Here is a 10,772-nt window from a genome sequence, read left to right on the forward strand (position 1 = left end):
TGAATATCGACTGGGAGAAGCTCCGCCACAAGTAACGGAGCTAACAGGAGACCAGCAGATCATTTTGGAGGTATTGGGTGAGCGCTATCGGCAAATTTATTCCTAAATCAGGTGCGGAATGTCGGTTCGATGGCCGCGTTGAGGGCCAGCAGGTTGGTCTGCTCGGCGATGCCGCGAATCACGTCCAGCACCATGCTGATGCTGGCGCTGTCGGTCTCAAGTTGCTGCACCACGCTCCCGGCCTGCTCTATCTGGCGGGAAACCTGCTCTATGCTGCCGATGGCGCTGCGCACCACCTGGTTGCCCTGGGTGGAGGTGCGGGAAGGGGTCAGCTCACGAAACGGAAAAAATCGTACGCTAAGCTTCGGCAAGCATTCGTAGCGGCCGGAACTTGCCTTGCTCGACCTGCTTGTTCTGCCGCCAGATGTAATCGCCGGTCAGGTTGATGTGCTCCCAGCCCAGCGGCGAAAGATGCGGTAGCAGCCCCTTGTCGATGTTCTTGCCCGAGTCGCGCAGCGCCTGGACTGCCCGTTCCAGGTAAACCGTGTTCCACAGGATGATCGCCGCCACCACTAGGTTGAGGCCGCTCGCGCGGTAGCGCTGGTTCTCGAAACTGCGGTCACGGATTTCACCGAGCCGGTTCAGGAACACGGCTCGGGCCAGCGCGTTCTTGGCCTCCCCCTTGTTCAGACCGATCTGCACGCGGCGGCGCAACTGGACGTTCTGCATCCAGTCGAGCGCGAACAGCGTGCGCTCGATGCGCCCCAGCTCGCGCAAGGCCACGGCCAGGCCGTTCTGGCGCGGATAGCTGCCGAGCTTTCGGAGCATCAGCGAGGCCGTCACCGTGCCCTGCTTGATCGAGGCTGCCAGCCGCAGGATTTCATCCCAATGGGCGCGAATGTGCTTCACGTTGACGTTGCCACCGATCAAACCGGCGAGCGTCGGGTACTGTTTGGCGTCGCCGTGGATATATAGGCGCTTGTCGGCCAGATCGCGGATGCGAGGGGCGAAGCGGAAGCCCAAGAGGTGCATCAGCGCAAACAGGTGATCGGTGAAGCCGGCTGTGTCGGTGTAGTGCTCCTCGATGCGCAGGTCAGATTCGTGATACAGCAGCCCGTCCAGGACGTGGGTAGCGTCGCGCACCGTGGCATTGATGACCTTGGTGTGAAATGGCGCGTACTGGTCGGAGATGTGGGTGTAGAACTGCACGCCCGGCTCCTGACCGTACTTCAGGTTCACTTGGCCGGCAGCTTGGCCACGGCCGCCGGCCTTGAAGTTCTGGCCGTCCGATGACGACGTGGTGCCATCGCCCCAGTAGGCGGCGAAGGGTTGGCGGAACTGGGCGTTGACCAGCTCGGCCAGACCCGCCGAATAGGTTTCGTCGCGGATGTGCCACGCCTGCAACCACGTCAGCTTGGCGTAGGTCACACCAGGGCAGGACTCAGCCATCTTGGAGAGGCCCAAGTTGATGGCATCGGCAAGGATGGTCGTCAGCAACAGGTGCTGGTCTTCGGCCGTCGCGCCGCTCTTGAGGTGCTTGAAGTGGCGGCTAAAGCCGATCCAGCCATCGACTTCCAGCAGCAGCTCGGTGATCTTCAGGTGCGGCAGCAAGCTGTATGCCTGCTGCATCAACGCTTTGGCCTCATCCGGCACGGCATTGTCCAGCGGCGTAATCTTGATTCGCCCGGTGCTCGTGATGGCTGCATCGGGTAGTTCGTTGGCAGCGGCGAGCCGCTCGGCTGTCGCCAGTTGCTCTTGCAGCACCGCAAGACGAGCGTCCAGAAAGCGGTCGCAGTCGGTATCGACAGCCAGGCCCAATTCCCGCTGGTCACGCTGCGCCGCGAATCGCGGCGGTGGCAAAAGGTAGTCCTCGAAATCCTTGAACTGACGCGAGCCCTGGACCCAGATGTCGCCGGAGCGCAGTGAGTTCTTCAGCTCGGACAGAACGCAAAGCTCGTAGAAGCGCCGGTCAAGCCCATCTTCCGTGCGCACTAGGCTTTCCCAGCGCTTGCGCACGAACGACGTGGGCGCGTCGTCCGGCACCTTGCGCGCTTGGCGGAAGTTCATCCCTTTGAGCACTTCGACGCCGGACAGCAGTTCGCGCGCTGCCGGCGCAGCCTTCATGGTCAGCGCGTCCAGCAGGGCCGGCGTGTAACGCCGGAGCTGGGTGAAGCCGTCGCCGACCAGGGACAGGAAATCGAAGTCTTCCGGCCGGGCGAGCGTTTCCGCTTCGGTAATGCTTTCGCTGAACGCATCCCAAGAGATGATCGCCTCGATGGCGGCGAACGGATCGCCGCCCGACTGCTTGGCTTCCAGTAGGACGCGGCCGATGCGTGAGTACAGCCGCACCTTGTCGTTGATCGCCTTGCCGGACTGCTGAAAGCGGTCGGCATGGTTACGCTTGGCCTTGCTGAACAGCGAACCCATGAAACGGTCGTGCAGGTCGATGATCTCGTCGATCAGCGTGGCGCGGGTGTCGAGGATCACCGCGACCAAGGTTGCATAGCGACGGTTCAGCTCCAGGTCGCGCAGGTGCTGGGCCGTCATCTGCCCGCCTTCGCGGGCGAGCTTCAGCAGACGGTTCTGGTGGATGGCATGCTCCAGGCCGTCCGGGAGCGACAGGTCGCGGATGGTTTTCAGCCGCTCCAGGTGGGCCAGCACATGCTTGGGCTTCGGTGGGCCGGGCGGCTGGCGCAACCAGATCAGCCCACTGCCCTTGGTGCCCTCGCGGATCGCCAGCAGCCCGTCGAGCGCACGGCGGTGGAAATCGCCGAGCGGCGCGGTGAGCGTTTCGTAGACCAGGCGTGTGCCGCGCGTAAGCGCCTCGCTGCACACGCGCTCGATGACATCGACGGTCGGTAGGATGATGCGTTGTTGCCGTAGCAACTCGACCAGCGCCTCGGCCAGCACGATACCCCGGTCGGTCTGCTGGGCCAGTTCGGCGAGCTGGTGAACGAAGTGCCGATAGTCGGCGACAGCGAACGGCGTCAGTTTCAGCCACGCTTGCAACTCCAACAGGTGCTCGCGCCGGGTTTCAGGCCGCTGCGCATACTGCGACCAAATGTCCGGCTCGATGCGCAACTGGCGACCGACGATCTTCAGCAGGGAGGCGGGCGGCTCCGCGTCAGTCGGCAGGGCAAAGCCGGGGTAGCGCAGGTAGCACAACTGCACCGCGAAGCCGAGCCGGTTGTGGCTGCCGCGCCGCTGGCGAATCACCGACAGGTCGGACTCGGAGAAGGTGTAATGCTGGATGAATTCATCGTCAGTAGCCGGGAAGGCAAGCAGGCTGGTGCGCTCGGCGGGCGTCAGCAAATTGCGGCGAGGCATGGTCAGTCATCCGTTCTCAGATACTGGTACAAGGTTTCTCGGCTGATGCCGAACTCGCGGGCGAGCTGCGCCTTCTTCTCGCCAGCGGCAGCGCGGCGGCGCAAGTCGGCCACCCGCTCAGGCGCGAGGGCCTTCTTGCGGCCCCGGTAGGCTCCGCGCTGTTTGGCGAGCGCAATGCCCTCGCGCTGACGTTCGCGGATCAGGGCGCGTTCGAACTCGGCGAACGCGCCCATCACCGACAGCATCAGGTTCGCCATCGGCGAGTCCTCACCGGTGAAGGTCAGGCATTCCTTCACGAACTCGATGCGCACGCCGCGCCGGGTAAGCCCCTGTACCAGGCGGCGCAGGTCGTCCAGGTTGCGCGCCAGGCGGTCCATGCTGTGCACCACCACCGTGTCGCCCTCGCGCACGAAGGCGAGCAGCGCGTCGAGCTGCGGGCGCTGCGTGTCCTTGCCCGACGCCTTGTCGGTGAACACCTTGTCCACCGGGACGTGTTCGAGCTGCCGTTCCGGGTTCTGGTCGAAGCTACTGACGCGGACGTAACCGATGCGATGCCCTTGCAAGATGCCTCCCGAGCTGAAAGTGTCAGGAAGGAATCTATGGCCTTGTGCGGCAGCCGTCAAGAAATTGGAAACATGGCTCTATTCTGACGCTTCCAAATGGCTTAACCTGACATCCGGTTAGGGTATAGCCCAGACTGACACTTGACTTATTGATACAACATGCAAGTGAGTGATACCGGAACATTTGGCATTTTTTACTATCTGAAGTATGATTTTACTTTCATCAGTAAAGAGTATTTCGCCGATGCGCATTTAACCTGTCCGCACCCCGCTTTTAATTCCTCTCCCGCCCGGGAGAACGGGTGCGTCTTACCGTGACAGGTTGATGCTGACTCCTCTGTTTTTTTTCCAATCTGTGGACTCGTGTCCCTGTCATTTGGCTATGGCTCTTGGCCTGCTGCTTCGGCATCGGCCCAAAGGAGTTCAGATGACCCATATCGCATGTCATATCAAACAGTTGCAGTTGCCCTTTGGTGCATGTTCGCAGCCCCTTACCTTTTCCCTGCCCACTGCAGGCGCTACCCTGATTGGCCGCAACGGCATCGGCAAGAGCCTGCTGCTCGAACTGCTGGCGGGCCAGCGCCGTCCGGTTGCGGGCAAGATCGAGTGGCACCGGCCCATCGGCTGGTTGTCCCAGTTTGTGCCAGAAGGGGAGTGCTGCGTAGCTGACTTTATCGGTTGGGGCGAGCGGCTGCGCGCCCTTGAGCGGATCGAGCAGGGCAGCACGGACGAGCGGGATTTCGAGTTGTTGGCGGAGCGCTGGTCTTTGCGCAGTGATCTTGCAGCCCTGTTGGCAGAAGCCGGTCTGGCGCTGGATGCTTACCAACCGCTCGACCGGTTAAGCGGTGGCCAACTTGGCCGTTTGCGTCTGCTTGCCCTATTCGTCAATCCGGATCACTTTCTGTTGCTTGATGAGCCAGACAACCACCTCGATGCCTCTGGCATCGACTGGCTAAGCCAGCAACTGGCCAGACATCGCGGAGGTTACCTGCTGGTGAGCCACGACCGGCGCCTTCTCAATCAAACCAGTCAGATTCTGGAGCTGAGCGAGCAGGGGTTGCAGAGTGCCCGCCTCTCGTTTGACGAGTTTCTGGCGCAGCAAGCCGAGGTACAGGCTGCCCGCAGAACCAGTTTGGCGCAAGCGGTGCGAAATGAAAAGGCGGCGGCGCGCAGCGTGCAAAAAGTGCGTGAACAGGCGGCCAGACGAGCCAGTCAAGGGCGGCGTGAGCGCGGCTCCCAAGCCAAGATCCTGCTTGATTTCAAGGCGGAACAGGCAGGCAAATCCCTTGGCAAAGTGCTGGACCGCCATGAGCGGGGCCACAGTGCGCAAGTGGAGGCCCGCACCGAGGCGGCAGCCGCGCTGGCGGCGGTGCAGCCGCTCATCATGCAGTGGCCGGAGGAGATCGAGCGCAAGGGGGCTGCCCAGCCGCTGGTGATTACGGCTGCGCGTCACGTGCGCTGGCATGGCCAGCGGGTTGATCTGGTGCTGCAACGGGGTGAGCGCTGTTTGATCGGCGGTCGCAATGGCTGCGGCAAATCGAGTCTGCTGCGGATGTTGCGCGGGGAGCTGGAGCCCGAGACGGGCAGCTTTCGCATCAATGGCAAGATGGCTTGCCTCGATCAGGGGCTCAGTCTGATTGCGCGGGATCTCAGCCCGCTTGCCAACCTGTTGACAGTGGCTCCGACACTGGCCGAGAGTGATGCGAGAACACGGCTGGCGGGCATAGCCCTGCGCGGCGATCGCGCCCTGACGCCTTGTCATGGTCTGAGTGGGGGTGAGCGGTTAAAACTGGGTCTGCTGATGGTACTGGCGCAACTGCCCGACCTGCTGCTGCTCGATGAACCGGACAACCATCTGGATCACCCCTCGCGTCAGTTGCTCACTCAGGTCCTGGCGGACTACCCAGGCACTCTGTTATTGGTCTCTCACGATCCCGACTTCGTTGCAGGGGTTGGGATTGGTAAAGAATTAAATCTTTCAGAGTGACCGCAAGGTGATTGACCTAGATGCCCTTGTGGCAGGGGTTTAGAGGAGTTGACGGAAATTTCGGCGGTTCCGGCTTACAACCCGTTGAAGCCATAGATACGATCCCGAAACAGATCACGACAATCCGGGTGTAACACATCCGGACCAATACATAAAATCTGCTGCAGATAGTCGGGATCACCGATACTGCGCAGTGATGCAGGTACAGAGGTGATGCGCTCGACCGCCAGATACATATCCGGACAGATACCCGCCTTGTGCAGCGCGGTCACGGCAGTCCCACAAGCGATGACAATCGCCTTGTCCTGATAGCGGCGAATTAACTCAACCGAACTGTCAAACGAGGGGCCATTCGCAACGATGAACACGGGCACGTGACGCCACTGCTGGGGCAATGCTACATCGCGCCGAAAGAAGGGTACTCCGGCTTCCATATTGCTCAGGCTTTGCGATAACGAGAACAGTGTATCGTCAAAGAAGCCCCAGCCCATGCTGATGAAGTAAAGCTCGCGCGCTACCTTCTGCACCAGACGTTGCAAAACCTCGGAGCGATAGTGAACCAGACCAAACGACGTGGCACACAGGAATGGCGAGCGCTTCTCGGTGACAGCACGGAAGGCTGTCAGAACCTCATCTTCTGCCTGCCCCAGAAAGATATGTAGCCCCATATTCTGGCTATTGAGATATTCCAGCAGCGGGGCCCAGTCAAAGGCGTGTAGCGAGGCATAGAAGAGATCTTCATTAGGCTCGAATACATACAGATTAGCAATCTGGCAGCGCTCATACAGATAGGCAAGTTGATATCCAAGACCAACCCCGAACATCAAGCCTAGGGGCATGGATTCCGGGATCTGCTCCAGCAACGGATGTTCGGCCTGCTCCCCTTTCATCTGCTGGACCAGTTCATTCATATACTTGATATGCTGCTGGCCAATCCAATCACCCTCAACATCAAGATTGAAACGGATGATAGTCGAGTTTCCCAGTGTCAGTTCAACTTGCTGCAGACACTCCTGATAGGGATCCTCACCGTAAACACTCGTGGCGTTGTCTTTCCACCTCAGATTGGGAATCCCATTATCGGTACAGAACATTTCGAAGGGACGCTGTACCTGATAATGTTCAAAACGAGCAGCAATTGCAGGAACATAATGCGCAAATGCGGCCATATTGGCCGCATAGCGTTGTGGCAGCACCTCACGCATCGCCCGCTCCTGTTCACATAGCATGGCAACCCGCTTTTTCATCTCTTCCCCATCGGTCAATATCTGCTGCACTTCGCTCATTCTCCCCCCTTGCAGTGCTGACGGTACAGTTGCCGAGCCTTGCCCGCGACTTTTAGATTGAGTAACAGCTGCTCAACCGTCTGTTGCTTACTTCGCAACACCAGAGTCAACTGCTGCTCCCGCGCCAAGATCGTTGTCGCCAATTGACGGATCTGGCTGCGAAGCGTCTCATCGGTCACAGGGTGATCGGTCAATGTCTGCAAGATGAGCAAACGACGTTCCATGATGAGAGCAGCCTCCTCCCACTGCTGATGCGACACAGCCACCTCGAGGGCGGCTGTCTGTTGCTCCAGCTCATCCAGCAACTGCAGATGGGCAATCATGCGGATGTACCCTGACGCTGCTGGCTGAACGCCTTTTGCTTTTCACTTTCGGGGATCTGATCCCAGCCTGACTTGATGGTAATCATCAGATTGGCCACTTCGTCGATGGGGGCTATATCCATCGCCCGGCTGGCATCCATCAAGCGAGTCTTCATATAGTCATATAACGCATACAGATCCTGAGGCACCTGGCCAAACGACAGATCCAGCGAATCCTGCAACCCATTCAGGATCGCCATCGCCTTGGAGATGGATGCCGACTTGGCGGCATAATCCCGACGCTCGATCGCGCCCTTGCTCTGCGCCAGCCGCTCCAGCAGCCCCTGCATCAGCATCTGGATAATGCGGTGCGGATCGGCAACCGCCATCTCCGCATCGAGACTGGTCGTTTTATATGCCTTCAGATTACGGTTGTACATGCACGGTCCTCTACATCAACAACACTCGGCGTTGAGAACAGAATAACTTAAGACGTACTCAGCAAGCTCAAATACGAGGCTGAGCTTTGCATCTGCGCCAACAGGGTATCGAGACTACCATATTGCGCCCGCAAGTTGGCTTCATACTTTTCAAGTTGATCGGCGGCGGTCGCCTCGCGAGTACTGAGATCCCGCAGGTCCGAGTTCAGCTGATCCTGACGCTGCGAGATCAGGCCCCCGGTCTTGGTGTACTCCTTGAGCGAGGTTTGCAGTTTGCCGGCAACCCCATTCTCGCCACTGAACAGCGCAACGACCTGTTCGTAGTTGTCATCCAGGGCATCATCAAACTTGTCGGAGTCGACGGACAGCTTGCCGTCGTTATCCATCTTGATACCAAGCTGGAAGATGCTGTTGATACCCGTCATCTCGCTGTTCGGCTCCATGACGGTATTGGCCATCAGGGTACGAATCGAACGCGGCATCGAGTCCCCGGCCAAGGCCCCGCCATCGTCCTGGCTCTCGCCGCCGACAATGGTATTGCGTTTACCCAATTCGGTCGTCTTGTCAATCAGGGTGTTGTAGGCGTCAACAAACTCCTGAACCAGCCCCTTGATAGCACTCTTGTCGGTCGAGACATCCACCTTGTTGGACTTCAGATTGCCATCACTGTCTTTGTCTGAAACGCGCAAGACGGTGAGCTCCAAGCCTTCAATCTTGTCCTTGAAGGTATTGGTGTCACTAGTCAAAATACTGCCATCCACCTCAATCTCAGCATCGGTCGACTGCTGAGTTCTGGATAGTTTGGAGCCAGGAGCCGGTGTAGCTGAACTGGTGTCAGCTTCGAACATAGCCAGTTCACTGGTGCTACCGGTGATCTTGAGGTCTTTGCCTGCGCCAGAAACCCCTGAGTCAATCACCAGCTTGGCTTTGCCATCTGATGTGTTGACGATATTGGCTGTCAAACCGAAGTTATCCGCTGCGTTGTTAATCCGTTTTCGGACCTGCTGCAGCGTGTCACCCTTTTTGACATCGACAGTGAATTCATTACCGTCACCCGCCGTCAACGTCAATGTGCCGTCTTCAGTAATCAATGACTCGGTAGAGCTATCGAAAACCCCTTCCACCTTGCTGGTGGTCGCCAATTTGTTGACGGTGACATTGTACTGACCATTCGAAGCATCGGTGTTGGAGCTAATTTTCAGAATCGGGTCATCGGTATCTTGAGTGATATTGATAGCCCGCTTGTTAAAAGCGCCCGCCGTTGAGAGCTTGGCTAACGTGGTATCGAACGTCGAAATGGCAGACTTAAGCTGACCGACACCGGTCAGCGTAATCTGCGTATTGGTTTTCTTGGTGGTTATAGGTTGCTGAAGCTGGGCCTTCTTGGCCGCCACACTCGCTGAAATAACACTCTCCAGATCCAATCCCGAACCTGCACCGGCTGATGTTATCGTTGCCATCTTCTTTCACCTCCTGAGGTCAGCTCTACCGTCAGGCCTTACGATCGAAAAGCAGCCCCTGCAATCCGCTGGCGCCAATCTCTCCTTCCCGCAATGCCTTGATCCGTTTGCTGATCGTCACTAACTCTTCACTTGGAATCTGACGGATGGTCTTCTGGGTATCGCTGTCGACAACCTTGATGATGGTTTGCTCAAGATCATCGTCAACCCGGAAACTCACCGCCCATCCCTTCGCATCACTAATCTCTTGCAAGTCTTGGGCCTGTTTTTCCATTTCATGCCGCTGAGACTCTTTCTTCTGGATCGCATCCTCCGCTTCAGCGGACTGGACTGTCTGGCTGGTTTGGGCTTTTTCCACGTCAGCCTTACTAACAAGGGCCTCGGTAGAATGAGCTTGAGCGGCCTTTCGGCCGCTCATATCACCTGACACCACAGAAGAGTTCACGGCAGAGGCAAGGTTTACCATGTCATTTGCCATATTCCCCTCCTTACTTTCCTGTCAGGACACGGGTCCTAAGTTTAGCCCAGCAGCGACAGTGCAGCTTGCGGACGTTGGTTGGCTTGCGCCAGTACCGTTGAAGCCGCTTGTTGCAGGATGTTTTGCTTGGTCATGTTCGCCGTTTCAGTTGCGAAGTCTGCATCACGGATACGTGAACGAGCGGAGCTCACGTTTTCAGAGATGTTGGACTGGTTGCGAACTGTGGAGTCCAGACGGTTTTGTACCGCACCGAGATCCGCACGCTTGGAGTCAACCACCTTGATCATGGCATCGATAGAACCCAGTACGTTCTGAGCACCAGTCGCAGAGGCGATGTTGATACCACCAGCCCCAGCCGCGAAGACAGTGCTGGCACCTGCTGCACCGGCCATGCCTGCGATGTTAAACGCAATACTCATGCTGAAGTCAATCTTCTGGTTGGAGTAGGCACCGACCTGGAAAGAGAAGGAAGAGGTGCTCTTATCCAGCAGCTTCATACCACCGAAGGAGGTATCAGATGCGATACGGTCGATTTCTGATGACAGCTGGTCGACTTCCTTCTGCAGGGAGGCGCGGTCATCGGTGGTGTTGGAACCGTTAGCAGATTGCTGGGCCAGCGTACGAATACGCTGCAGCATCGAGGTAATCTCCTCCATGGCACCTTCAGCAGTTTGTGCCAGTGAAATACCATCATTGGCATTGCGGTTACCCTGATCCAGACCATTAATCTGGGATGTCAGACGGTTCGATATTTGTAAACCCGCAGCATCATCTTTCGCACTATTGATGCGCAGACCTGAAGCTGACTCTTATACACAAGTAGCGTCCTGAACGGAACCTTTCCCGTTTTCCAGGATCTGATCTTCTATGTGACTCCCAACATAGTAACGATCATGATAACTTCTGCTCTTCATCGTACGGCTGACTGG

8 protein-coding genes and 2 pseudogenes are annotated in these 10,772 nt (G+C 57.9%); 1 reads left to right on the forward strand and 9 read right to left on the reverse strand.

Annotated elements, in window-relative coordinates; translation table 11 throughout:
- Positions 1-125: 125 nt before the first annotated feature.
- From C3418_RS20865 to C3418_RS20875, 3 genes and pseudogenes are all read right to left on the reverse strand, one after another.
- Positions 126-308: pseudogene (locus tag C3418_RS20865) on the reverse strand (methyl-accepting chemotaxis protein); the annotation flags it as partial.
- Positions 309-357: 49 nt separating this feature from the next.
- The gene (locus tag C3418_RS20870) at positions 358-3,327 is read right to left on the reverse strand and encodes a Tn3 family transposase (protein WP_103859197.1); all 2,970 of its coding nucleotides are present in this window, start codon (positions 3,325-3,327) and stop codon (positions 358-360) included.
- 2 nt (positions 3,328-3,329) lie between these two features.
- Complete coding sequence (locus C3418_RS20875; RefSeq protein ID WP_103859198.1) at positions 3,330-3,890, reverse strand: recombinase family protein; 561 nt, start codon at positions 3,888-3,890, stop codon at positions 3,330-3,332.
- A gap of 427 nt (positions 3,891-4,317) precedes the next feature.
- Between C3418_RS20875 and C3418_RS20880 the strand changes: the two genes are divergently transcribed.
- Entirely contained in the window at positions 4,318-5,877 is a 1,560-nt protein-coding gene (locus C3418_RS20880) for an ATP-binding cassette domain-containing protein (RefSeq protein WP_103859199.1), read from the forward strand.
- A 74-nt stretch (positions 5,878-5,951) separates the two neighbouring features.
- On the opposite strand, the gene C3418_RS20885 is transcribed toward C3418_RS20880, so the two are convergent.
- The 6 genes and pseudogenes from C3418_RS20885 to C3418_RS20910 form a co-directional block, all read right to left on the reverse strand.
- Entirely contained in the window at positions 5,952-7,163 is a 1,212-nt protein-coding gene (locus C3418_RS20885; RefSeq protein WP_103859200.1) for a 6-hydroxymethylpterin diphosphokinase MptE-like protein, read from the reverse strand.
- Positions 7,160-7,486, reverse strand: a complete 327-nt coding sequence (locus tag C3418_RS20890) for a hypothetical protein (protein WP_103859201.1) — start codon at positions 7,484-7,486, stop codon at positions 7,160-7,162. The genes C3418_RS20885 and C3418_RS20890 overlap by 4 nt, the downstream gene beginning before the upstream one ends.
- On the reverse strand, positions 7,483-7,905 hold the full coding sequence (gene fliS / locus C3418_RS20895) for a flagellar export chaperone FliS (RefSeq protein WP_103859202.1): 423 nt from the start codon (positions 7,903-7,905) through the stop codon (positions 7,483-7,485). Before fliS ends, C3418_RS20890 begins: the two co-directional genes overlap by 4 nt.
- Positions 7,906-7,952: 47 nt before the next feature.
- Entirely contained in the window at positions 7,953-9,365 is a 1,413-nt protein-coding gene (gene fliD / locus C3418_RS20900) for a flagellar filament capping protein FliD (protein WP_103859203.1), read from the reverse strand.
- Between the two features lie 31 nt (positions 9,366-9,396).
- Positions 9,397-9,843: a flagellar protein FlaG gene (locus C3418_RS20905; protein ID WP_235687593.1), complete on the reverse strand. Its 447-nt coding sequence runs from the start codon at positions 9,841-9,843 to the stop codon at positions 9,397-9,399.
- Between the two features lie 41 nt (positions 9,844-9,884).
- A pseudogene (locus tag C3418_RS20910) lies at positions 9,885-10,616 on the reverse strand (flagellin); the annotation flags it as partial.
- Between the last annotated feature and the right edge of the window lie 156 nt (positions 10,617-10,772).

The organism is Aeromonas sp. ASNIH8 (genome assembly GCF_002919855.1).
GTDB classification, from domain to species: Bacteria; Pseudomonadota; Gammaproteobacteria; order Enterobacterales; family Aeromonadaceae; genus Aeromonas; species Aeromonas caviae.

Bases quoted from the DNA above. Each gene is read 5' to 3' on its own strand.
- C3418_RS20870 (WP_103859197.1), bottom strand. From the start codon at position 3,327: ATGCCTCGCCGCAATTTGCTGACGCCCGCCGAGCGCACCAGCCTGCTT.
- C3418_RS20880 (WP_103859199.1), top strand. From the start codon at position 4,318: ATGACCCATATCGCATGTCATATCAAACAGTTGCAGTTGCCCTTTGGT.
- C3418_RS20885 (WP_103859200.1), bottom strand. From the start codon at position 7,163: ATGAGCGAAGTGCAGCAGATATTGACCGATGGGGAAGAGATGAAAAAG.
- C3418_RS20890 (WP_103859201.1), bottom strand. From the start codon at position 7,486: ATGATTGCCCATCTGCAGTTGCTGGATGAGCTGGAGCAACAGACAGCC.
- fliS (WP_103859202.1), bottom strand. From the start codon at position 7,905: ATGTACAACCGTAATCTGAAGGCATATAAAACGACCAGTCTCGATGCG.
- fliD (WP_103859203.1), bottom strand. From the start codon at position 9,365: ATGGCAACGATAACATCAGCCGGTGCAGGTTCGGGATTGGATCTGGAG.
- C3418_RS20905 (WP_235687593.1), bottom strand. From the start codon at position 9,843: ATGGCAAATGACATGGTAAACCTTGCCTCTGCCGTGAACTCTTCTGTG.